The 22826-nt window shown below is 71.9% G+C and carries 21 protein-coding genes and 1 tRNA gene; 9 read left to right on the top strand and 13 right to left on the bottom strand.

Going from position 1 to position 22826, the window contains the following annotated elements; all coding sequences use genetic code 11:
- Positions 1-789 (bottom strand): FhaA domain-containing protein, encoded by a 789-nt coding sequence (locus GA0070604_RS31460; protein WP_091126795.1) that lies wholly within the window; start codon positions 787-789, stop codon positions 1-3.
- A 210-nt stretch (positions 790-999) separates the two neighbouring features.
- Between GA0070604_RS31460 and GA0070604_RS31455 the strand changes: the two genes are divergently transcribed.
- The 3 genes from GA0070604_RS31455 to GA0070604_RS31445 all read left to right on the top strand — a co-directional run bounded on the left by GA0070604_RS31455 (position 1000) and on the right by GA0070604_RS31445 (position 3069).
- Positions 1000-1085: transfer RNA gene (locus GA0070604_RS31455), tRNA-Leu, on the top strand.
- Positions 1086-1192: 107 nt separating this feature from the next.
- A complete protein-coding gene (locus GA0070604_RS31450) occupies positions 1193-2266 on the top strand; it encodes an NAD-dependent epimerase/dehydratase family protein (RefSeq protein WP_091126794.1) in 1074 nt (357 codons plus the stop codon).
- Positions 2263-3069: a WecB/TagA/CpsF family glycosyltransferase gene (locus GA0070604_RS31445; RefSeq protein WP_091127550.1), complete on the top strand. Its 807-nt coding sequence runs from the start codon at positions 2263-2265 to the stop codon at positions 3067-3069. The genes GA0070604_RS31450 and GA0070604_RS31445 overlap by 4 nt, the downstream gene beginning before the upstream one ends.
- Positions 3070-3211: 142 nt before the next feature.
- Here the strand turns inward: GA0070604_RS31445 and GA0070604_RS34185 are convergent, their stop codons facing one another.
- Positions 3212-5197 (bottom strand): S8 family peptidase, encoded by a 1986-nt coding sequence (locus GA0070604_RS34185; RefSeq protein WP_091126793.1) that lies wholly within the window; start codon positions 5195-5197, stop codon positions 3212-3214.
- A gap of 215 nt (positions 5198-5412) precedes the next feature.
- Here GA0070604_RS34185 and GA0070604_RS31435 point away from each other — a divergent pair, with 215 nt between their 5' ends.
- Positions 5413-6015 carry a hypothetical protein gene (locus GA0070604_RS31435; RefSeq protein WP_091126792.1) on the top strand — a complete coding sequence of 201 codons (603 nt, stop codon included), beginning with the start codon at positions 5413-5415 and terminating at the stop codon, positions 6013-6015.
- On the opposite strand, the gene GA0070604_RS31430 is transcribed toward GA0070604_RS31435, so the two are convergent.
- The 3 genes from GA0070604_RS31430 to GA0070604_RS31420 form a co-directional block, all read right to left on the bottom strand.
- Entirely contained in the window at positions 5983-6384 is a 402-nt protein-coding gene (locus tag GA0070604_RS31430; RefSeq protein ID WP_091126791.1) for a hypothetical protein, read from the bottom strand. The two genes, GA0070604_RS31435 and GA0070604_RS31430, sit on opposite strands and share 33 nt — an antisense overlap.
- Before the next feature lie 160 nt (positions 6385-6544).
- Positions 6545-6766: a DUF397 domain-containing protein gene (locus GA0070604_RS31425; protein WP_091126790.1), complete on the bottom strand. Its 222-nt coding sequence runs from the start codon at positions 6764-6766 to the stop codon at positions 6545-6547.
- Positions 6736-7617 (bottom strand): helix-turn-helix domain-containing protein, encoded by an 882-nt coding sequence (locus GA0070604_RS31420; RefSeq protein ID WP_091126789.1) that lies wholly within the window; start codon positions 7615-7617, stop codon positions 6736-6738. The genes GA0070604_RS31425 and GA0070604_RS31420 overlap by 31 nt, the downstream gene beginning before the upstream one ends.
- A gap of 627 nt (positions 7618-8244) precedes the next feature.
- Between GA0070604_RS31420 and GA0070604_RS31415 the strand changes: the two genes are divergently transcribed.
- Positions 8245-8529 carry a hypothetical protein gene (locus tag GA0070604_RS31415; RefSeq protein ID WP_091126788.1) on the top strand — a complete coding sequence of 95 codons (285 nt, stop codon included), beginning with the start codon at positions 8245-8247 and terminating at the stop codon, positions 8527-8529.
- Positions 8530-8629: 100 nt separating this feature from the next.
- Positions 8630-9073: a hypothetical protein gene (locus GA0070604_RS31410; protein WP_091126787.1), complete on the top strand. Its 444-nt coding sequence runs from the start codon at positions 8630-8632 to the stop codon at positions 9071-9073.
- Between the two features lie 3 nt (positions 9074-9076).
- On the opposite strand, the gene GA0070604_RS31405 is transcribed toward GA0070604_RS31410, so the two are convergent.
- Entirely contained in the window at positions 9077-9892 is an 816-nt protein-coding gene (locus tag GA0070604_RS31405) for a Stk1 family PASTA domain-containing Ser/Thr kinase (protein WP_091126786.1), read from the bottom strand.
- Between the two features lie 101 nt (positions 9893-9993).
- Positions 9994-10674: a PASTA domain-containing protein gene (locus tag GA0070604_RS31400; protein WP_091127549.1), complete on the bottom strand. Its 681-nt coding sequence runs from the start codon at positions 10672-10674 to the stop codon at positions 9994-9996.
- 114 nt (positions 10675-10788) lie between these two features.
- Between GA0070604_RS31400 and GA0070604_RS31395 the strand changes: the two genes are divergently transcribed.
- On the top strand, positions 10789-12168 hold the full coding sequence (locus tag GA0070604_RS31395; protein ID WP_244162137.1) for a hypothetical protein: 1380 nt from the start codon (positions 10789-10791) through the stop codon (positions 12166-12168).
- A 24-nt stretch (positions 12169-12192) separates the two neighbouring features.
- On the opposite strand, the gene GA0070604_RS31390 is transcribed toward GA0070604_RS31395, so the two are convergent.
- Both GA0070604_RS31390 and GA0070604_RS31385 read right to left on the bottom strand, forming a co-directional pair.
- Positions 12193-13671, bottom strand: a complete 1479-nt coding sequence (locus GA0070604_RS31390; RefSeq protein ID WP_091126785.1) for a glutamate-cysteine ligase family protein — start codon at positions 13669-13671, stop codon at positions 12193-12195.
- A gap of 242 nt (positions 13672-13913) precedes the next feature.
- On the bottom strand, positions 13914-14495 hold the full coding sequence (locus GA0070604_RS31385) for a YceI family protein (protein WP_091126784.1): 582 nt from the start codon (positions 14493-14495) through the stop codon (positions 13914-13916).
- Between the two features lie 101 nt (positions 14496-14596).
- Between GA0070604_RS31385 and GA0070604_RS31380 the strand changes: the two genes are divergently transcribed.
- Positions 14597-15106, top strand: coding sequence for a MarR family winged helix-turn-helix transcriptional regulator (locus GA0070604_RS31380; protein WP_091126783.1), 510 nt, complete (start codon positions 14597-14599; stop codon positions 15104-15106).
- A 353-nt stretch (positions 15107-15459) separates the two neighbouring features.
- On the opposite strand, the gene GA0070604_RS31375 is transcribed toward GA0070604_RS31380, so the two are convergent.
- From GA0070604_RS31375 to GA0070604_RS31365, 3 genes are all read right to left on the bottom strand, one after another.
- Positions 15460-18126, bottom strand: a complete 2667-nt coding sequence (locus GA0070604_RS31375) for an ATP-binding protein (protein ID WP_091127548.1) — start codon at positions 18124-18126, stop codon at positions 15460-15462.
- A 156-nt stretch (positions 18127-18282) separates the two neighbouring features.
- Positions 18283-19437, bottom strand: coding sequence for an acyl-CoA dehydrogenase family protein (locus GA0070604_RS31370; RefSeq protein ID WP_091126782.1), 1155 nt, complete (start codon positions 19435-19437; stop codon positions 18283-18285).
- A gap of 81 nt (positions 19438-19518) precedes the next feature.
- The gene (locus GA0070604_RS31365) at positions 19519-21051 is read right to left on the bottom strand and encodes an acyl-CoA carboxylase subunit beta (protein ID WP_091126781.1); all 1533 of its coding nucleotides are present in this window, start codon (positions 21049-21051) and stop codon (positions 19519-19521) included.
- A 177-nt stretch (positions 21052-21228) separates the two neighbouring features.
- On the opposite strand from GA0070604_RS31365, the gene GA0070604_RS31360 reads away from it, so the two are divergent.
- Positions 21229-21804 (top strand): snapalysin family zinc-dependent metalloprotease, encoded by a 576-nt coding sequence (locus tag GA0070604_RS31360; protein ID WP_091126780.1) that lies wholly within the window; start codon positions 21229-21231, stop codon positions 21802-21804.
- Positions 21805-21856: 52 nt separating this feature from the next.
- Here GA0070604_RS31360 and GA0070604_RS31355 read toward each other — a convergent pair whose 3' ends face one another.
- Positions 21857-22768, bottom strand: a complete 912-nt coding sequence (locus GA0070604_RS31355; protein ID WP_091126779.1) for a hydroxymethylglutaryl-CoA lyase — start codon at positions 22766-22768, stop codon at positions 21857-21859.
- Positions 22769-22826: the final 58 nt, after the last annotated feature.

The following is a 22826-nucleotide window of genomic DNA, read 5'->3' as shown; positions in this document are numbered from 1 at the left end:
TCAGCCGTCCACGCGGAAGGTCAGGGTGGTGGTGCCGAGCTGGATCATGTCGCCCGGGTTGAGGGCGACGGCGGACACCCGCTGGCCGTTGACCATGGTGCCGTTGGTGGAGCCGAGGTCGGTCAGCACGACCTGGCCGCCGTCGAAGTCCAGCCGGGCGTGTCGCCGGGAGATGCCGACGTCGGGCAGGCGCAGGTTGGCCTGGTCACCGCGGCCGATCACGGTCGAGCCCATCTGGAGCGGGTAGGTGCGGCCGTCACCGGAGACCAACCGGACGTTACGGCCACCGCCGTGCCCCGGCGGCGGACCGTAGCCGCCCCCCTGGTCGTAGGACGGGTAGGCCGGTCCGGCGTCGTAGCCGCCGGGCGCGGAGACCGGGGCGACGTCGCCGCCGGTGTAGACCTCCGCGGTGACCCGGAACATGCCGGTGTCCAGCCCCTCGCCGCGCTCGACCTCGACGATCACGTCGCCGTAGACCGTCCAGGCCTGCTCGCCGATGAACTCCGCCTGCGACTGGGCCAGTTCCTGGGCCAACGCCGCAGCGTAGGGCGCCAACCGACTGTGGTCGTACGGCGAGAGATCGATCACGTAGCGGTTGGGCACCAGCGTGCGCCCACCGGCCAGGATCGCCTTGTGCGCCTCGGCCTCCCGCTGCATGGCGTTGAGGATCTCCACGGGGTGGACCACCCCTTTGAAGACCTTGGCGAAGGCCCCTTCGACCAGGCCTTCCAGACGCTTCTCGAAGCGTTGCAGCACGCTCACCGGCTCCTCCTCGGGTCCCGAGGCAATGATGGTATCCGGACACCGCCTCCGCAGCTCACACGCCGCTCGGCCGGCCGCTGGCGGCCCGTTCGTGGGCAGCCCTGCGGCCGTGCTACAGTTTCGTCCGCCACGAACGGTGATCGCTCGTGGCGATGACCGGGAACCAGCGTAATATGTTCGGGCCCCTGCCGGCGACGGCGGGAGCGGGATGGGTTACGGTGTTCCAGGTCGAGCCACGGGGAAGTGGCGGAATGGCAGACGCGCACGGTTCAGGTCCGTGTGCCCGAAAGGGCGTGGGGGTTCAACTCCCCCCTTCCCCACCATCGAGAGGGCTCCGCAGACTGCGGGGCCCTCTCGCCATATCGGGGCGTGCCCGGCGTCGCGTTATGCTCCGGTGGTTTCCCTGCCTCACAAGGACCAGGAGTGGCGTGTGACTGTCGCGTTGGTGACCGGTTCGGGCGGTCTGATCGGTTCCGAGGCGGCCCGGCACTTCGCCGGCCTCGGGCTCGACGTGGTCGGCATCGACAACGACATGCGGCGGTACTTCTTCGGCGAGGACGGCTCGACATCCTGGAGCCTGGAACGGCTCGCCGCCGACCTGGGTGGCGCCTACACCCACTTCTCCGTCGACATCCGCGACCGGGACGGCTTGGAGCAGGTCTTCAAGAAGTACGGCTCGGACATCGGCGTAGTGATCCACAGCGCCGCGCAGCCCAGCCACGACTGGGCCGCCAAGGAGCCGTACACGGACTTCGACGTCAACGCGGGCGGCACCCTCAACATGCTGGAGAACACCCGCCGGCACGCGATCGACGCCCCCTTCATCCACTGCTCCACCAACAAGGTGTACGGCGACCGCCCGAACAGCCTGCCCCTGGTCGAGCTGGAGACCCGGTACGAGCTGCCCGAGGACCACCCGTACCACCAGGGCATCACCGAGGACATGTCGATCGACGACTCGCTGCACTCGGTCTTCGGCGCCTCCAAGGTGGCCGCCGACGTGATGGTGCAGGAGTACGGCCGGTACTTCGACATGAAGACCGCCTGTTTCCGGGGCGGCACGCTGACCGGCCCGGCCCACTCGGCCGCCGAGCTGCACGGCTTCCTGGCGTACCTGATGCGCTGCGTGATGGAGGGCCGGACGTACAACCTCTACGGCTACAAGGGCAAGATGGTCCGGGACGCGATCCACTCCCGGGACGTGCTGACCGCCTTCGAGGCGTTCTTCCGCGCGCCGCGCTCGGCCCAGGTCTACAACCTGGGTGGCGGCCGTCACTCGAACACCTCGCACATCGAGGCGTTCCGGATCGCCGAGGAGATCACCGGCCGTCCGGCGGAAATCAACTACGTCGAGCAGGCCCGCACCGGCGACCACCAGTGGTACGTCAGCAGCATGGCCCGGTTCGAGGAGCACTACCCGGACTGGAAGATCACCTACGACGTGCCGATGATCCTTCGGGAGATCTACGAGGCGAACGTCGACAAGTGGGTGCCGAAGCCATGACCACCGGCACCAAGCGGAACGTGCTCGGCGTCCTCGTCGACTCGACCGATTACGCCCGGGCGACCGAGGCGGTCGTCACGGCGGCGCACGAGCGCCGCCCGCTGGCCCTGACCGCGCTGGCCGTGCACGGCGTGATGACCGGGGTGCTCGACCCGGCGCACAACGCGCGGCTCAACTCGTTCGACGTGGTCACCCCGGACGGGCAGCCGGTCCGCTGGGCCCTCAACCTGTTGCACGGCGCCGGCCTCACCGACCGGGTCTACGGCCCGGAGCTGACGCTGCGGGTGCTGCACCGGTTCGCCGACGAGGGCCTGCCGGTCTACCTGTACGGCTCCACCGAGGAGACCCTGTCCCGGCTGATCCCGGCCCTGGAGCGGAAGTTCCCGGCGCTGAAGATCGCCGGCGTCGAGCCGTCGAAGTTCCGGTCCATGCAGCCGGGCGAGGACGTCGAGATCGCCGACCGGATCAAGGCCAGCGGGGCGAGGCTCGTCCTGGTCGGGCTGGGCTGCCCCCGCCAGGAGGTCTTCGCGTACGCCATGCGGCCACTGCTGGACATGCCTCTGATGGCGGTCGGGGCCGCGTTCGACTACCACGCCGGCCTGCTGCGTAACCCGCCACCGTGGATGCAGCGTGCCGGGCTGGAGTGGTTCTGGCGGCTCGGCCTGGAGCCGAAGCGGCTCTGGCGCCGCTACGTCATTCTCAACCCGGCCTACCTGGCCCGGCTGGCCGCCCAGAAGACCGGCCTGTGGAAGGCCGCCCCGCCGGCCCCGGCCACCCAGCGCCCCGCCGCCTTCGACGTCTGACGCCCAGATCGGGCCGCCTCCGGGTTCTCCTCCTGGACCGGCCCGGTTCGGACCGCGTACCCCGGCCCTGGGCCACCCGGCCGGCAACGACGTCCGGCGGCCACCGTGGGGTGACCGCCGGACGCCGGTGGGAAGGGTTGGGTCAGGAGACGTCGACCGCGGTGTCGTCAACCACGAACGAGGTCTGCAACAGGACGTCCTCGGTGGCGGTGAACTTCAGCGTGACGGTCTGCCCGGCGTACGCGGCCAGGGAGAACGACTTCTGGCTGTACCCGGCGGCCTTGTTCAGGTTCGAGTACGTGGCCAGGGTCGCCAGCACCGTGCCGGAGGAGTTGAGCACCTGCACCGTGAGCTTGTCGTACGCGGTGGTGGTGGTCGACTCCGAGCTGTCGATGTGCAGCCAGAAGCTGAAGTTGTACGACGTGCAGCCCGCCGGCAGGCTCACCGACTGCGACAACGTGTCGGTGTGGGTGCTGCCGTAGCCGTCCATCCAGGCGTTCCACGTCCCGCCGTGGGTCGGCTGGCCGCTGGAGCCGTACTGGCCGATCACCCCGGACGTGGTGCTCCACACGGTGTTACCCGACTCGAAGCCGGGGTTGCCCAGCTTCTGGCCGGCGCCGGTGCAGCCACCGATCGGGCCCACCGTCAGCGTGTACGTCGTCGTCTTCGTGCCCGACGTCGCGGTGCCGGTGACCGTCACCGGGTACGTCCCGGACGGGGTGCTCGACGAGGTGCTGATGGTCAGGGTCGACGAACCGCCCGAAGTCACCGACGACGGGCTGAACGACGCGCTCGCACCGGTCGGCAGGCCGGACGCGGAGAGGCTGACCGACTGGGCCGAACCGCTGGTGGTGGCGGTGCTGACGGTGGCTGTCACCGAGCCGCCCGCCGCGGTGGAGCCGGCGGTCGGCGACACCGAGACGGAGAAGTCGTTGGTCGCCGTGCCGTTGACCACGTAGAGCAGCTTGTTGGGCGAGCCGGTCCCCGGGCTGGTCACCACGCCACTGGTGGCGTTGTCCACCAGGTAGTCGCGAACCTGCTGGGGGGTCCAGGACGGGTTGGCGCTGGCCACCAGCGCCGCCGCGCCGACCACGTGCGGGGTCGCCATCGACGTGCCGCTGATCGTGTTGGTCGCGGTGTCGCTGCTGTTCCAGGCGGAGGTGATCGATGAGCCCGGCGCGAAGATGTCCAGGCAGGTGCCGATGTTGGAGAACGACGACCGCGCGTCGGTGTTGGTGGTGGAGCCGACCGTGATCGCCTCGGTGACCCGGGCCGGCGAGGTGTTGCAGGCGTTCGCGCCGTTGTCGTTGCCGGCGGCCAGGCCGTACGTGATGCCGGCGTTGATCGAGTTGCGGACCGCCGTGTCGAGGGTGGTGTCCGCGCCGCCGCCGAGGCTCATGTTGGCCACCGCGGGCTTGACCGCGTTCCGGGTCACCCAGTCGACACCGGAGACGACCCCGGCGGTGGTGCCGCTGCCGGAGCAGTTGAGCACCTTGACCGCGACCAGTTGCACACCCTTGGCCACCCCGTAGGACGAGCCGCCGACGGTGCCGGCGACGTGGGTGCCGTGACCGTTGCAGTCGGTGTTGTTGGTGTCGACGGTGTTCGTACCCCAGGTGGCCCGGCCACCGAAGTCGTTGTGCGTGGTCCGGATGCCGGTGTCGATGATGTACGCCCGGACGTTCGAGGCCGTGTTCGGATAGGTGTACGAGTTGTTCAGCGGCAGGTTCCGCTGGTCGATCCGGTCCAGGCCCCAGGACGGCGGGTTCGTCTGGGTGCCGGAGATCGTCACGGTGTGGTTCTGTTCCACGTACGCCACGGCGGGATCGGCGGCGATCCGGGCGGCGGCCGCCGCGCCGACCCGGACCTCGAAGCCGCGCAGCGCGGCGGTCCAGGTGTGCGCGATGGTGCCGCCGTGCCGGGCGCGCAGCCGCTGTGCGGTGTCGCCCACGCTGCCCGGGGCGACGACGTTGTCCTTCAGGACGACCAGGTAGCTGTCGGCCACCGCAGTGGCCCCGCCAGCGTTCCGGACCGCCCCGGTGGGTTCCGCGGCCAGGGCGGGACTGGCCGCCGTGACCAGCGCCAACGCGGTCATACCGACAAGTGCGGACCTGTGTGGGAGAGCCATCTCCCTACCTCCCTCCGACCGGCGCACGTCCGCCAGCGAGGCCCTGGCTGATCGACGCCTGCCGATTGGTGAGAGGCTAGGTCAGAGATTGAGAAATGTGAAGATGTCGATTTATTGATAGCGTTGGTGGGATGGCCCCTACGGGGACGCGTACGGGACGAACCGGGGTGCCGCCCCGGATTCGGGGCAGGTCGACCTGGACCAGGCTGAGAGGCATGGCCGACCAGCTCACCGTACTGCTCCCCGTCGCCGCCGTGTGGGCAGCCGCCGGCGTCGTGGCGGACGGACTGCCCCGGCTGGATCGCGCCCGCGCGCTGCGTCGGCGTACCGGATGGTTGTCCGCGCTGACCCTGACCGGCCTCGCCCTGACGGCAACCGTCCTGGTCCTAGGCCTGGAGAGTGCCGGGCGAACGGTGGCCGACCGGGCCGCCGCCGGGCTCGCCCTCGCGGCCGGCCCGGCGCTGGCCGTCGCGGTCTGCACGGTCCGGCGGGTACGGCGCCTGCGGGCCGGCGCGGGCGTCTTCGCCAACGCGCCGGACACTCCGGCACCACACGGGTTACGGGCCGCCGCGGCGCACCCGCTGATCGGGCTGCCGATCCAGGTGACCGCACTCGCCGTCCTGCCGGCGGTGGCCTCGGCGGCCGGCGTCGACCTGCTCGCGGCACCGGCCGTGACCGGGCCGGCCAGCACCGTCGGCGTGCTCGGCGTCACCGCGATCGGGGTACGCCACGCGCTGCGGCACAACCGGCTCGCCGAGCGCGCCATCTCGCCGGCGGCCACCGGGTCATCGCGACCGGCCGGCTCCCTGCACGTATAGCAGTTCGAGGATCGCCCGGGTCGCCTCGAACCAGCGGTCCAGCCAACCGGGCGGCGGCACGCTGCCCTTCGGCGGCAACTCCATCAGCAGGCCACGCAGCAGCGGGTGGTCCACCAGGGAATCGTTCTGCTCCAGCTGCCAGGCGCTCGGCGGGAACGACGGCTCGGTGAGCGGATTGGGATCCAGGGACGGCAGGGTGAGCGGCGGGGATGCCTGCTCCGGGGCGGTGCCGTCCCGGCCGCCGACCTCGGCGTCGGCGGAACCCACCTCGGTGAGGACCGTGTCCCGGCGCGCCCCGCGGTACTTGCCGCCGAACCGCTCAGGCTTGCCCGGGCCGTTGGTGAGATTCTCTGAACCGATCGTCGTCATCCGTCTCGCCTGCCTCGTTCGGTTGCCGATCCGTGCGGTTCAACGAGGCGGAACGGAAGTGGCGACGGGTGGGCCCGACCGACCCGGCCGGGGCACACGAAATGGTCCCGCCCGGCCACTTTGCCGGACGGGACCACGTTCATCGTTCCGGGTTGCCGGATCAGTCCCGGGCGAAGGCTCCGTCCCTGGCACCGGCGACGAAAGCGTGCCAGTCACCCGGGGCGAAGACCAGGGCCGGGCCCGTCTTGTCCTTTGAATCCCGGACGCCGACCGCCCCGGTCACGTACGCGACCTCCACGCAGTTGTCACAGTTCGGCCCGCTCTTCGAGCTCTTGAACCAGGTCGCCTGCGTCAGGTCCACGGGGAACTTCTTGGTCGCCATTTCCACAACGGCTCCTCTGCCAGTTTTGCGATGTGAGCGATGGATTCCTCCGGGCGTGTGGCCGCCGCTCGAATGTGATCGAAGATGAAGCTGTACTTCTGCAGTTCGTCGCTCTTCTCGAGGAAAAGCCCACCCGTGGCGTTCTCCGCGTACACGACATCGGGATCACTCGGTTCGGGAAAGCTGAGGATCGTGAAGGTCCCGTCCATGCCAGCGTGCGCGCCCACCTCGAAGGGCAGGACCTGCAACGTCACGTTCGGCAGTTCGGCCACCTCCACCAGCCGCTTGAGCTGGCCACGCATCACCACGTCGCCGCCAACCGGCCGACTCAACACCGCCTCATCGAGCACCACCCACAGATCGACCGGATCGTCCTGAGTCAGCAACGACTGACGGCCCAGACGGACACGGACACGTTGTGCGACCTGTTCCGCACTGAAGTCCGGCCGAGCGGCCCGGATCATTGCGCTCGCGTACTCCTCGGTCTCCAGCAGGCCCGGCACGACCTGCTGCTCATACGCCCGGATCGAGCTGGCCGCCGCCTCCAGCCCCACGTACGCCCCGACCAGCACCGTGCTGTACGGATGCCACCAGCCCTTCTGCCGGGCCTCACGGGCAATCTGCACCAGCTCGTCGCTCTCGGCGCCCACCACCCCGTAGATGCGGAGCATGTCCCGCACGTCCCGTGGGGTGGCGGTGGTGTGACCGGTCTCGATGCGGGAGATCTTCGAGGCCGAGCATTCCAACTGCTCCGCCACGGCCTCGATGGTGATGCCGGCGTTCTCCCGCTGGCGGCGGAGTTCCGCCCCCAGTCGCCGACGCCGGATGGTGGGGCTGCGTCGCACGCTCACGACGCCGCTCCGCGGGTTGCTGGACGGGGATGACGGCTCCTCGCGCTCACCCGACTACCTCCGGTCGACCGCGCCCGGTTCCACACCCGCCGGGGGCGCGACCGGCTTATGGCGGGCGATCGTTCGCGGCAGGGGTGGTGCCGGTGGTCGACCGGCCGCGGCGGGCGAAACCGGCGTCCAGTGTGCCGTCCCGGCACCGAACGCTTCAAGCGTCTCGTTCACGTGTCCCACTCACGTATCGGCAAAAGTCGACATGCAACTTGCATGTCGCACGTCCCTGGTGCAGTCTGTCGGTATGGCATGGGTTACTCACCGTCTCCGCATGATCTCTCGACGTGGTGACCCACGGGCCGTGGGACGGCGGGAGGGGAGCCGTCCCACGCCCCGCGACCTGCCCCGGGGCGATGACCTCGCCGCTGCACGCCAGCGTGGCTGCGGCGACGGGAGCGGTAACCGGGAGCAGCCGGGTGTTGGTCGGGTGACGATCCGCGACAGCGGATACGGCCCGACCACCACCGAACAACCTGATCAGCCGGCCCAGGAGGCGCGACCCCGTCACCGGGCCGACCTGTCCCCCGATCAGCCTTCGCCGGCACGCCCGCCGGCCGACCCTTTCCAGGAGCCCATGTGCATCCCCGCTCCGGTGACGTACTGCACGTGACTCGCGCGGCGAGTGTCCAGTTCCTTCGACCGATCACGTTCCGGGTGATCCGGGTGATCGACTGGCCGACCTACGACGGTTGGCTCTGGCTCGACGGCTACGAGTTGAACGCGGCGGGGGACGCGGTCAGCCGGCGGTCGATCTTCGTACAGCAGGCGGGGCTGCAACAGCTACAGACCGCCCCGGCACCGCGTCAGCACACCGTCCGGGCCCGGCGTCCGGTCGTCCGGACCCCGGTCCGGGTGGGCTGACCCCGCGATTGACCGGCCGGGGAGCGGGCCGCCGCCATAGAATCGGTACGCCCACCCCGGCAAAGTCACCACCCCGCGCGTCCCGGACCCTGAACCTGGGATGGTCATGGTCAATCTGCCCGCCGCGCGGCGGCACCACCGGTCCCCTGTCGGCTACGCCTTCGGGCTCCTCGCACTCCTCGGCGCCGCGACCGCACTCGCGCTCGTGGTCCGTCACCCGGCCCTCTCCGCCACCGAGCAGTTGACCGAGCCGGTACCGGCTCCCGAGATCACCGTGGCCGGCAAGGGCCCCGGGCCGGACAGCGACCCGGAGGAGGAACCCGGCTGGGCCGATACGCCGGACGCCGCCCTCGGCAACGAGGTGAACGCGCCGCCCACCCCCGGCCAGGCCGGCGGGGGCGCCGGAGAGGAAGCGCTGGCCGGCGCCGACGGCGTACGGGACACCACGAACATCAGTCTTTCACTGTTCTACTCCGGGCTGCTCGGCCTCGCCATCTCGCTGGCCGGGCTGGGGCTGGTCGGCACCAGACGCCGCCAGTGGTGACGGTCAGGGAGTCGGCGTGACCGTCGGGCCGGGCGTCATCGTGCTCGCGCCGATCGTCGGCGTACCGGCCTCGGCCACCACGATCCTGACCACCTGCCCCGGGACGACCAGCTCGCCAGCGGCCGGGTCGGTCTCGATCACCGTACCGGCCGGCTGGTCGGATATCCGCCCCTCCACGCGGTAGGGCACGTCCAGCCGGTCGAGGGCCGCCCGGGCGGCGGCTGCCGGCACCCCCACCAGCGGCGGCATCGGCACCTGGGTGGCCGTCGTGGGCGGGGTGCTTGCTGGAGTGGTCGCCGGCGAGGCGCTCGGCGCGGTGGTGGACGGCGCGACGCTGGTCGCCGGGGCGGTGCTCGGCACGGCCGAGGCGGAGGAAACCGGCCCGGCGTCCCGCTCCGTCGCCCGCAGCGACAGCCAGACCCCCAGCCCAATCAACGCGACCAGCACCAGCGCGAGGATCCCGAGCACTATCGGCATCCACCAGCGACGATCGGTCTGTTCCTCGGCGTACCACTCGGTGCCCGGCTCGGCATAGCCGGCCGGCCGCGGCGGCGGCACCCCGGCCCGACCCGACCAGGCTGCCGGGACGGCCTGCCGGCCGGTGACGTCCCCGCCATCGCGAGGCAGTGAACGGGTGGCGTCCGCCGGTTTCCGGCCGGTCGGGCCACCGGGGGTCGGCATGGCCCGGGTCGCGTCGGGGTCGGCCGCACGGCCGGCCACCCTGCTCGCGTCCGCGTCACCGCCGCTCGGCGCGTGGGGCGGCAGCGGCCGGGTGGCGTCGGCATCTCCGGCGGGTGGCTCCTGGCGGTCGTCGCTCATGGCACGTCCTCTCCCCACCGGGGCGGGCACCCTGGCCCTCGACCGTCCACGGTAGCGGTCCGGGGAGGCCATCGGCAGGCATCAGCGCGGCGAGCCACCGGTCACGGCGTCACGGGCGGGCTGGCCTCCGGATCCGTGGGCGGCTCGTCGCCGCAGGTCAGGGTGACCTTGTCGTTCCAGTGGGCGGTCGCGCCGGGCTCTGGTTCCTGGGCGGTGACCGGGCCGCGGCGCAGGGTTCGGTAGCTCGGGTAGAAGCCCGCCTCGACCAGGTCGTCGGCGGCGTCGCCGCACTCCTGGGCGACCAGGTCCGGTACGGGGAGGGCCGGCGCCGGGCCGGCGACCCAGAGGGTGACCGTGATGCCGCGGCGTACCGGCGTACCGGGCTCGGGAGAGGTGCGCTCGACGCCCCGGCCCGAGCCGGTGCCGAAGACGAGCCGCCAGCCGAGCTTGCGGTCCCGCAACTCCTGTCGGGCCCGCACGAAGTCGGTGCCCACCAGCTCGGGCACGGTCAGTCCACCGGCGGTGGTCGTCCGTACGGCGGTCGGACGCTGCTGCGGCGGGCTGGCCGACACCTTCGGCGTGGCGTCGCCCGACGGCGTCGGGGTGGTTACGCCGGACGCCGGCGGCGTGATCGGCTCCGCCTCTCCGGCGAGGATCCAGCCGCCGCTCGCCCCGATCACCGCCAACAGGACCACCGCGAGGCCGCCACCGAGAATCAGTCTCGTCCGGTTCGGCCCCTGTTCGGCGCCCGTCCCGGGGTCCGGGTACCCGTCGTCCGTCATCGCGTCCACCGCCTCATCCACCGGCGACCGTATCCGGCGCCGCCCAGCCTGTCGCGCGGTCGATCGCTCTCGTCCGACTCGCCGCACCGACCCTGGGACGCTACGCTCCCCGGCATGGCCAGACGGGGCTGGGGAGCATCGATCACCGCCGCGCTCGGTGTCGCCGCCGGTACGGGGGCCGCGCAGCTCGGCTTCGGCTACGGACTGGGCATCATCAACTGGACGCCGGCCGGTGCCGTCCGGGCCGAAGCGGCCTGGGTGGCGAGCCTCGCCTGGGCGACCTGGATCTCCGCCACCTCGGTGGTCGCCGGTGCGATCTGCGCCCACCGGCTGCGGGGTGGGGACGGCCAGGAGCCGGGTGGCCCGCTGCGGAAGCTCGGCCTGGCGGCCGGGGCCACGGTCGGCGCGCTGATCACTGTGCTGCTGGTCGCGGTGCCGGCCCGCGCGGCACGGGTGCCGGACACGTCCGCGCCGCAGGCCGTCGCCGCCGGGTACGCCGCCATCGGGCTGCTGATCGGGCTGCTCCTGGCCATGTGGGCGCTGCACATCCGGGCGGTCGCCACCAACCTCGTCGCCACCACCGGCTGGCTCTGGCTGCTCGCGGTGGTGTCGGTGGTCGACGGGGTGCTCTCCGGCCGCGGCCTGACCACCGCCCAGCTCGGCATCTGGCAGATCAGCGCGGACCGCGACAGTTTCTGGATCCGGGACTACTTCTACTGGCCCGGGGCACTGTTCGCGCTGGGCTCCGCTCTGGTGATCGGCGCGCTGGCGGCCCGGCGTACCGCCCGGGTGCCGGAGCAACGGGTCGGTACGGCGGCCTCCGGCGCGGCCGGACCGCTCCTCGTCGCGCTCGCCCACCTGCTGGCGGTGCCGAGGCTCGCGGCGATCGAAGCCGAGCAACTGTCGGCCCAGCTGTTCGCCCCGTACGCGGTGGTCGCCGGGGTCGGGGGCTCGGTGCTGGTGGCCGCGCTGGCACAGCGGGCCGAACAGCGGGCCGCCGTCCGCGCCGGGCTGCCCCTGCCCCGCCAGCGCACCTGGGAGCACGACCTCGCCACCGACGGAGCCGACCGGCCGGCCGTCGACGAAGAGCCCGCGGTCGAGGTGGCAACGGTCGGCGGGCCGGCCGCCGCAGTGGCCGGCGGGCCGACCGCGGCGGCAGCGCCGGACGGAAAAGCGGCCCGGGGGCCGGAGGAAGCCTCCTCGTCGGGTCCCGCCACCACCCGTCGGGGCCGGGCCACCCCGCCCCGGCGCGCCTCGGGCTCGTCCGGCGGGGCGAGCACCCCGGCAGCCGCCAGCGATGACGCCGGGACGCCAACGGCGCCCTCCGGCGGCCCGGCGACGGACGCCCGGACGGCGAGCCGCCCGGCGACGACCGGCCCGGCGACGACCGGCCCGGCAACCGGCGGCCCGGCGACGGACGCGCCGGCCGGCACCGCCGCGACCGGTGACCCGGGCGACGGTGGGCCCGCGCCGAAGCGTCGCCGCGGTCGCTGACCCGGAAGCGGCATCCGCCGACGGTCAGTCGACCGGCCAGGTGTGCACCGGCTCATTGCTGCCCTGGAGCTGCGCGTAGCGCTGGAGCATGTGGTGCAGGGCGGCGCACCGGTCCAGGCCCCGGCGCCGCTCGGCCGCCCACACCATCTCGGTCTGCCAGGCGGCGCCGTTGCGGCCCGTACGACAGCGCTGCTCGATGACACCGAGGAGGCGGTCCCGCTCGGCCGGGGCGACGCCGAACCCGTCCAGCCCCTGCGCGGCCTTGGGCAGGAGGACGTCGAGCACGAGCTTGGTCACCGGCACCTCGCCGAGCCGGGGCCAATACATGACGGCGTCCAGGCCCCGCCGGGCGGCGGCTTGGAAGTTCTCCTCGGCGGAGCTGAAGGTGAGCTGGCTCCAGATGGGACGGTCCGCCTCGGCGAGGGCCCGGGCGAGCCCGAAGTAGAAGGCACCGTTGGCCAGCATGTCGACCACCGTCGGCCCGGCCGGCAGCACCCGGTTCTCCACTCGCAGGTGCGGGCGACCGTCCATGATGTCGTAGACGGGCCGGTTCCAGCGGTAGACCGTGCCGTTGTGCAGCCGCAGCTCGGCCAGCTCGGGCACCCCACCGGCGTGCAGCACCTCGACCGGGTCCTCGTCCTCGACGATCGGCAGCAGTGGCGGGAAGTAGCGGACGTTCTCCTCGAACAGGTCGAAGATCGAGGTGATCCAGCGTTCTCCGAACCACACCCGGGGGCGTACGCCCTGGGCCTTGAGCTCGTCGGGACGGGTGTCGGTGGCCTGCTGGAAGAGGGCGATCCGGGTCTCCGCCCAGAGCTGCCGGCCGTACAGGAACGGCGAGTTCGCGCCCACCGCGACCTGGGGGCCGGCGATGGCCTGGGACGCGTTCCAGTAGTCGGCGAAGCTGTCCGGCGCGACCTGGAGGTGGAACTGGAGACTCGTGCAGGCGGCCTCGGGGGCGATCGAGTCGTTGTGCGTCTGCAACCGCTCGACACCGCGGATGTCCAGTTCGAAATCCTCGCCCCGGGCACCGACGATCTGGTCGTTGAGCGCCCGGTAGCGCTCGTCGGTGGAAAGGTTGTCGGCGATCAGGTGCCGCTCGGTGAGGGTGGGCAGGATGCCGACCAGCACCAGCTTCGCGTCCGACCGGGACGCCCGCTCGTCGGCGCGGGCGAGGCTGTTGCGCAGGTCCCGCTCGTAGTCGCCGAAGCCGGTGCCCTCGATGAGCCGGGGCGGCGTGTTCAGCTCCAGGTTGAACTGGCCCAGCTCGGTCTGGAAGAGCGGGTCCGCGATGTCGGCAAGGATCTTCTCGTTACGCATGGCCGGCTCGGCGGCGGAGTCGACCAGATTCAGCTCGATCTCCAGCCCGGTCATCGGGCGGTCGGCGTCGAAGCCGAAGTCGTCCAGCATCAGTGCGAAGACGTCCAGGCATCGCCGTACCTTCTGCCGATAGCGGACCCGGTCCTCCCGGGAGAAGGCGCCCTGCTCGACGTCTCTGCCCATGTGTCCTCCCGGCGCGAGATGCGACGGAACTTCCGTTCCGGAACGCAAGTGAGCCTTCACGTTATGTGCGCCCGGGCATCGGTACCAGGGGCCGGGCACAGGTCAGTTCTCCTACCCAGCCGGATCCCGCCGGACCCGGGTCGCCAGGAGCCCATAACGTGACAGATCTCGCACCTGCTCCACGTACGACGAACGGGCCCGCGTCGTCGTCACCGACGCGGGCCCGGGGGTCGTGCGGGCGGTCAGGCCTGGCGAATGGCCTCGCCCTCGATCTCGATCTTCACCTTCTTGCCGACCACGACGCCGCCGGTCTCCAGGGCGACGTTCCAGGTCAGGCCGAACTCCTCACGGTCGATCTCGGTGCTCGCCGAGAAGCCGAAGATGTCCTGGCCGTACGGGCTGCGGCCGACGCCCTCGAACTCGACCTCCAGCTCCACCGGGCGGGTGACGTCCTTGATGGTCAGCTCGCCGGCGAGGACGAACTCGTTGCCGTCGCGGGACTTCACACCGGTGCTGCGGAACTCCAGCGTCGGGAACTTCTCGGCGTCGAGGAAGTCGCCGCTGCGCAGGTGCGCGTCGCGGTCGGCCTGGCTGGTGTTGATGCTCGCCGCCTGGATGGTGGCGGTCACCGAGGACTGCATGGGGTCCTCGCCGATCGTGATCGTGGCGGTCGCGTCGGCGAACTCACCGCGTACCTTGCTGACCATCATGTGCCGCGCGACGAACCCGACGCGCTTGTGAGCCGCGTCCAGCTGGTACGTGCCGGCAGCGGGGATGGTGAGGCCGTCCCACTCGCGGGTAACCGCTTCGGTGCTGCTGGTCATGGTGCTGTCCTCCAGGGGAGATCGTTTAGTAACCCAACGACTGACTAAGCAACTATAGGCACGGCAATATTTCCCGTGTCAAGTATTGCTACCATGGCAGCGTGGACCAGAACGTGTTCGACGATCCCCGGATCACCGCCGTCGGCCTCCTCGTCGAGGCGCACGCCGGGCTGTCGGCCCGGTTCGCCGCCCAGTTCGAGGAGCACGGCCTCTCCCCCGTCGAGTTCGAGGTGCTCATGCGGCTTGCCCGCTCACCCGGCAATCAGCTACGGATGACCGATCTGTCCGCCCAGACGTCCCTCTCCACCAGCGGGGTGACCCGGGTCGTCGACCGGATGGAGCGTGACGGGCTGCTCCGGCGCCGGGCCTGCCCCTCCGACCGGCGCAGTTCGTACGCGGTGGTGACCGCCGCCGGCCTGACCCGGCTGGACGAGACTCTGCCGGGGCACCTGCGGATCATCGAACAGTGGTTCACCGGCCAGCTCGAACCAGCCGCGCTGGAGGCGCTCCTCGACGGCCTGCGCCGGGTTCGCGACGCCGTCCACCCGGGGGCGACCGCCGGGAGCACCTGCCCCGCACCGGCCGACGAGCCCGGCGCGGCCGGCTGCTGAGGCGAGCCGGTCCACTCCGGTTGCGGCATGTGGGGCATCCGGCCGCCGGGGCACCGCGACCTGCCGCATCCCGACCGCCCCGGAGGCATCCTTGCCGGGCACCGGCAGAAAGACCGGCAGAACCAGCCGGCAGCAGGCGCTAACCACCACATAAACGTACGAATACCCCAAGCTCCCCGGATAGGCTTTCCAGCAAGCGGGGGCGCACCGGGGGGTGCCGGCGCGAGCGATGAGCGAGGGGCAACACCAGGGGGCTGCTTCGCTCGCGCCACCCCCGCCCCACTCACCACCTCCACGACCCGCCCGGCGGCCGCAGCCCCACGGCGTCGCCGCGCACGGTCCGGACCGCCGGCTCAGCCAGCTCCCTGCCGGCCGCGCAGTCCGCGACGGGCCACCAGCGCGTAGAGCAGGTCCTCCTCCCGGGGCAGCAGCCCGATCCCGCTGGATCGTCGCGCCCGGTCGAGCCGGTCCAGCACGGCCAGGTCGACCGTGCTCACGGCCAGCCCGACCAGCGCCTCGATCACATCTCGCCGGTTCCGCCCACCGCCGGTCGCCGCGTCGGCCGCCGCGGCGTACCACTCGGTCGCCAGTTCACGGTCGCCGCGGTGCAGCGCGAGATGCCCCTCGATCAGCGCGCACACCGCGTCCTCCGGCCGGCGGCCGGGCTCCTCCCCGGCCGGCCCGGCACCGGGCTGCTCCACGCCGCCCCCGCCCGATGGCGGGCGCTGCCCGGGAACCGGCAGGGTGGGTCGCAGTTCGGCGGCCACCGCAAGGGCCTCGGCGGCGCGCCCGTCCTGGGCGAGCGCCAGCCCCACCGTGCCGAGCACCCGGCGGCGGTCCCCCGGATCACCCAGTTCGACGAGGGCCGCCGCCACCCGCCGCCCCTGCTGCACGGCGTCGGCAAACCGGCCCTCCAGGCGATGCACCTCGGCGAGATTGGCCCGGGCCAGCATCCGTAGCCGCTGCTCCCCGGACTGAGCGGCCAGCCGCTCCATGGCGGCCAGTCGGCGCCGGGCCCCGGCCAGGTCACCGACCCGTACGTCGTGCCAGGTCAGGTGCGCCTGGGCAACGGCCATGTCACGGGTCCGGCCCTGCCGGGTGGCCAGTTCCAGCACCGCCTCGGCCTGCTGTCGGGCCTCGTCGTGGCCACCCACGGCGGGCAGCAGCGCACCGAGCACCATACGGGCCGACAACTCCCCGGCCACCTCCCCGGCCGAGCGGAAGGTGGCCAACGCGGCGCGGGCCGCGGGTAACTCCTCCGCGCCGGCGTCGTGCTCCACGGCGAGCTGAGCCGCCCCCAGCTGAGCCCAGGCCCGCAGCACCGGATCGACGTCGGCGGTACGCGGGTCGGCCAACAACCGGCGCAGCCATCGCCGGCCGGAGACGTCCCGCCCCCGCAGCCGCCACCAGCGGGGCAGCGCCGCCGCGAGCCGCAGCGCGGTCACCGGATCGTCCTCGGCGGCTTGCGTCAGGGCTGCGGTGATGTCGCCGGTCGCCTCGTCCAGCAGGTGTGCCGCGGCGGACAGGTCCGTCCCGGCCAGGTTCGGGGCGACGCGGGCCACCATCGCGGCGACCACGAGGGCGTGCCGGCGCCGGATCCGGCCCAGCTCGCCCTCGCCGACGGCCTGCTCGGCGGCGAAGTCGCGTACCGCGTCCAGGAGGCGGAACCGGAACGGCCCGTTGCCCCGGACGCTGACCAGGCCGAGTTCGAGCAGCCGGTCCAGCAGTGGCACGGCGTCCCGGCGTGGGCCACCATCGGCGAGCAGATCCTCGGCCAACTCCACCGACCAGCGGTTACGGAACGCCGAGAGCCGGCGCAGCGCCGCCCGCTCCTCCGGCGCGAGCAGGCGGTAGCTGGTCGCCACCGCCTCGCGCAGGGTGACCGTGCCCGCCGTACGGTCCTCGGGCGTCCAGCCCGGACGGCCGGCGGTGGCGAGATCGAGAACCCGGTCGCCGTACCGGTCGAGCAGTTCCGTGACGTCGAGGATCCGGCCACGCGCGGCCATCAGCTCGATGGCCAGCGGCAGGCCGCCGAGGCGACGGACCAGCGCGGCGAGCGCCGGCAGCTCGGCCGGGGCCGGTGGTTCCCGGCGGACCTGGGCGAGCCGGGCGGTGAACAGCGCCGCCGCCGGCCAGCGGGCCAGCTCGGCCGGGTCCGCCGGCACCGCCCCGACCGGCGGCACGTCGAGCGGCGCGACCGGCCGGACCAGCTCGCCGGGAAGGCCGACCGGGCGCCGGCCGGTCACCAGCACGCGCAGCGTGGGTGCCGCGGCGACCAGCGCCCGCAGCGCCTCCGCCACCGACCCGGGTGCCCGTTCCACCGCGTCCAGCAGCAGCAACGCCGGTCGGCCACCGAGCCGGGTGGCGAGGTCGGTGAGCCGGTTCACGCCCAGCACCGCCTCCGACGCGGCCAGCACGTCGGCCGCGTCCGAGCCTTCGCCGACCAGCACCCCGGCGACGCCGGCCGGATGCTCGGCGGCCACCGCGTGCGCGACGGTGAGGGCGAGCGCGGTCTTGCCGACACCGGCCAGGCCGACCAGGCTCACCACCGGATGCTCGGCACCCAGCAGGGCGGCCACCTCGGCGACGTCCCGATCCCGGCCGATCAGCGGGACCGGCTGCGGCAGCGCGATCGACGTACCGGATCCGGTGGTGGCGGAGCCGGTGACCGGGAGGTGCCGTGCGGGCGGGTGCGGCGCGGCGGCGGTGAGGTGCCGCCCACCTGGGGGTGGCCCGGCGGCACTGAGTTGCCGTCCGGCCGGGGTGGGCCGGGCCGCGGCGCGGAACGCCTGCCGGGCGTCGTCGGTCAGGCCGAGGGCGTCGGCGAGTAGGTCGACGGTGGTGCGCTGGGGCCGCGCCGACCGGCCCCGCTCCAGATCACGGACGGTCCGCACTCCGACGCCGGCCCGGCCGGCCAGCTCGGCCTGGGTGAGACCGGCGGCGAGTCGGTGCCCGCGCAGCAGATCGGGCAGAAGCATACGACCATCCGGGCTCCGTGAAGGATCATGATCCGGAGTCATGGGCACGAAGAGTACGGACAGGGTGTGACCGTCCACAGCTGATCGTCGTTCAACCGACCGTCCCGTGCGGATATCCGACAGATCCCCGAACTCGGAGACGGTGTTAAGCGGGGCCCCTTGCTACGCACGAGGCGTTAACAAGGGGCCCCTCCTTCCTCACATGCCGAGGTCGCGGGCGATGACCATGCGCTGCACCTCGCTGGTGCCCTCGCCGATCTCCAGGATCTTCGAGTCCCGCCAGAAGCGGGCCACGGGGTACTCGTTCATGAAGCCGTAGCCGCCGTGGATCTGGGTGGCCTCCCGGGCGTTGTCCACCGCGATGGTGCTGGCGTGCAGCTTGGCAATCGCGGCCTGCCGCTTGAACGGCTCGCCGGCCAGCATCCGGGCGGCGGCGTCGTAGTAGGCCAGCCGGGCGGTGTGCGCCTTCAGCTCCATGTCGGCAATCTTGAACTGGATCGCCTGGTAGTTGCCGATCGGCTGGCCGAAGGCCTGGCGCTCCTTCGCGTACCGGATCGACTCGTCGACGCAGCCCTGGGCGAGGCCGACGGCCAGGGCGGCGATGGCGATCCGCCCCTCGTCGAGGATACGCAGGAACTGGGCGAAGCCCCGGCCACGCTCGCCGAGCAGGTTGGCCGCGGGCACCCGGCAGTCGTCGAAGGTCAACTCGTGGGTGTCCGAGGCGGTCCAGCCGACCTTGGAGTAGCCGGGCGCGACGGTGAAGCCGGGCGTACCCGACGGGACGATGATGGTGGACAGCTCCTTCGAGCCGTCCGGCCTCGTCCCGGTGACCGCGGTGACGGTGACCAGCGCGGTGATGTCGGTGCCCGAGTTGGTGATGAACGCCTTCGAGCCGTTGATCACCCACTCGTTCGTCCGCTCGTCCAGCACCGCCCGGGTCTGGGTGCCGCCCGCGTCCGAGCCGAAGCCCGGCTCGGTCAGCCCGAAGGCGGCCAGGGCCTCGCCGCTGAGCAGCTTCGGCAGCCACCGCGCCTGCTGCTCGTCGGTGCCGAACCGGTAGATCGGCATCGCGCCCAGGGAGACCGCGGCCTCCAGGGTGATCGCCACGCTGGAGTCGACCCGGGCCAGTTCCTCCAGGGCCAGGCAGAGCGCGAAGTAGTCGCCGCCCATGCCGCCGTGCTGCTCGGGAAAGGGCAGGCCGAACAGACCCATTTTGCCCATCTGGCGGATGATCTCGTATGGGAAGGTGTGCTGCTCGTAGTGCTCGGCGACGGCCGGCGCCACCACCTCTCGGGCGAAGTCCCGCACGCTCTCCCGCAGCGCCTCTTGCTCCTCGCTGAGCCGGAAGTCCATCTGATCCTCCTATGTGGATGGTCCGCCGGGCGCTCGTGACGCCGGGACGGAACCGCTGCCTCGGGCCGGTTCGCGGTCGGGTCAGACCGGGGTGACGCCGTGCCGGCGCCGGGAGAACCGGCGGTCCTTGCCACGCGCCGCGGCGAACCGGCGCACCAGCTCCGCACGCAGCTCGTGCGGCTCGACGATGGCGTCCACCACCAGCTCGCTGGCGAGCCGGACGATGTCGATGTCCCGCTCGTACTCCTCGCGCTTCGCGGCGACGAAGGCGGCCCGCGCGGACTCGTCCTCGATCGCGGCGATCTTGTTGGCGTACACCGCGTTGACCGCCGCCTCCGCGCCCATCACCGCGATCTTGGCGGTGGGCAGCGCGATGGTCGCGTCCGGCTCGAAGCCCGGGCCGGCCATCGCGTAGAGGCCGGCGCCGTACGCCTTCCGGACCACCACGCAGATCTTGGGTACGGTCGCCTCGGAGATCGCGGTGATCATCTTGGCGCCGTGCCGGATGATGCCCTGCTTCTCCACCGCGCTGCCGACCATGAACCCGGGCACGTCCGAGAGGAACAGCAGCGGGACGTTGAACGCGTCGCAGAGCTGCACGAAACGGCTCGCCTTGTCGGCCGAGTCAACAAAGAGCACCCCGCCCTTGAACATCGAGTTGTTGCCGACCACGCCGACGACCTCGCCGTTGAGCCGGCCGAAGCCGATGGTCAGCTCCTTGGCCCAGAGCGCCTGGATCTCGAAGAAGCTGCCCTCGTCGACCAGGCCCTTGATGTAGCGGCGCATGTCGAACGCCTGCCGCTCGCTCGCCGGCACGAGGGCGGCCAGGTCGGCCTTCTCCGGCGCGGGCACGGCCTCGGCGGCGGGCGGCTCCTGCGTCCAGTTCGCCGGCAGGTACGACAGGTAGCGCCGGACCACGTCGAGCGCCTCGGCCTCGGTCTTGCAGAGGAAGTGCCCGACGCCCGACTCGGCGCAGTGCACCTTCGCCCCGCCCATCGCCTCCAGCGTGGTCTTCTCGCCGGTGACCATCTCGACCATCCGGTCGGAGCCGAGGTACATGCTGGCGTTGCCGTCCACCATGGCCACCACGTCGCAGAACGCCGGGATGTACGCCCCGCCGGCCGCGCTCGGCCCGAACAGGGCGCAGACCTGCGGGATGGAGCCCGAGGCGCGGACCTGGTTCCAGAAGATCTTCCCGGCGCCACGCCGGCCGGGGAACAGCTCGACCTGGTCGGTGATCCGGGCACCGGCCGAGTCGACCAGGTAGACCATGGGCACGCCGGTGGAGTACGCCCGCTCGATGATCCGGATGATCTTCTCGACGGTACGCGCGCCCCAACTGCCGGCCTTCACCGTGGAGTCGTTCGCCATCAGGCAGACCTGCCGGCCGTCGATGGTGGCGGTGCCGGTGACCACGCCGTCGGCGGGAAGCCCTTCGGCCATCGCGTTCGCGTAGAGACCGTCCTCGACGAAGGAACCCTCGTCGACCAACAGCGCGACCCGCTCGCGGGCGAACAGCTTGCCCTTGGCGGCGTTCGCCGCGTGGTACTTGTCCGCACCACCGGCCTTGGCGCGCTTGCGCAGCTGCTCCAGAGCCTCACCGTCGAGCGTCACGCCAGACTCCCTCGCCACCAGCCGCCTCGCGAGCGGACCCACCGACCTGAACGATCGTTAGGTTAGCGCATCGAGGCGACGGGCGGCTACCCGGCCAACCCGCGCCCAGATATTGATACTTGACTATTAATGGCCGTAGGCTCCGGGTACCCCGAAACCTCCGGATTGGAGTGAGTCATGACCTCACGAATCAGCCGGTTCGCGGTCGCGGCGGTCGCCACGACCGTCGCCACCATCGGCGTCGCGGTCGTCAACCCCTCGCCCGCAGCCGCCGCCATGACGATCTGCTACAACACCAGCCAGGCGCCGAACTACGCCAGCATCGCCAACCAGGCCGCCACCATCTGGAACAACGCCACGACGAACCTGACGCTCACGGCGAACTGCGGCACGAACCTCCGGATCTACCAGATCACCGGCGGTGGCTCGTACGCCGTCCGGACCAGCCTCGGAAACGGCCGGGTCTACATCGACACCCAGCAGGCCCAGCAGTACAGCCCGCTGCGGATCATGACCCACGAGATCGGGCACATCCTCGGCCTGCCGGACAACTACAACGGGAACTGCGCGATCCTGATGTCCGGCGGCAGCGCCGGCACAAGCTGCACGAACCCGTACCCGAGCACCACCGAGGCGGACCGGGTCAGCAGCCTCTTCGCCGGCACCCTCAGCGCCACCGAGCGCACCGCGGACAGCACCGGGACCACGGTCTTCCAGGACAGCTGGCCGGCCCCCCTCATGACGGTCGGCTGACCGGCGGTACGCGTCGGAGGGGCCGGCCCAATGCCGGCCCCTCCGCTGCTCACTAGCCCGCCAGGCGGGTGCGGGGGCCGGCGCGCAGGACGCCGCTCGGCAGCTTCTTGCCGACCAGTTCCTCGGCCAACTCGGCGACCTCGATCAGGGCGTCCAGGTCGATCCCGGTCTCGACGCCCATGTCGTGCAGCATGTGCACGGCCTCCTCGGTGGCCAGGTTGCCGCTGGCCCCCGGGGCGTACGGGCAGCCACCGAGGCCACCGACGCTGGCGTCGAACTCGGTGACGCCCAGCTCCATGGCCGTCAGCAGGTTCGCCAGGGCGGTGCCCCGGGTGTTGTGGAAGTGCAGCAGCACCGGGATGTGGGCGTTGCGGTCGCGTACCGCGGTGATCAGCTCACGGACCCGTCGGGGCGTACCCATGCCGGTGGTGTCGCCGAAGGCGACCCGGTCGGCGCCGTCGCGGACCACGCGGTCGACGATGCCGGCGACCCGCCGCGGGTCGACGTCCCCCTCGTACGGGCAGCCGAAGCTGGTCGCGATGATCACCTCGGCCCGCGCGCCGGCACCGTGCAGCAGGTCGATCAGCTCGGCGATGTCGTCCAGCGACTCATCCGTCGAGCGGTTGACGTTGCGGCGGTTGTGCGTGTCGCTGGCCGAGACCACCACCTCGATCTCGGTGAAGCCGGCGGCCAGGGCGCGCTGCGCGCCACGGGTGTTCGGAACCAGCGCGGAGTAGCGCAGCCCCTCGGCCTTGGCGGCCCGCCGCCACACCTCGTCGGCGTCGGCCATCTGCGGGATCGCCTTCGGGTGCACGAAGGAAACCGCCTCGATCCGCTTGACGCCGGTGCCGGAGAGGGCGTCGAGCAGCCGCACCTTGGCGTCGGTCGGGATCGGATCCTCGTTCTGGAGCCCGTCCCGGGGCCCGACCTCCCGGATCGACACGAAGTCCGGCAGTTCCGCCATAAGGGGTCACCTCACTGTGACGGTGTTACGTGATGGGTCCTTCCAGCATGTCACCCGG

Source organism: Micromonospora eburnea (assembly GCF_900090225.1).
GTDB classification, from domain to species: Bacteria; Actinomycetota; Actinomycetes; order Mycobacteriales; family Micromonosporaceae; genus Micromonospora; species Micromonospora eburnea.
Note: the sequence above shows the minus strand (reverse complement) of the source record. Positions and strands in the feature narration are given on the sequence as shown.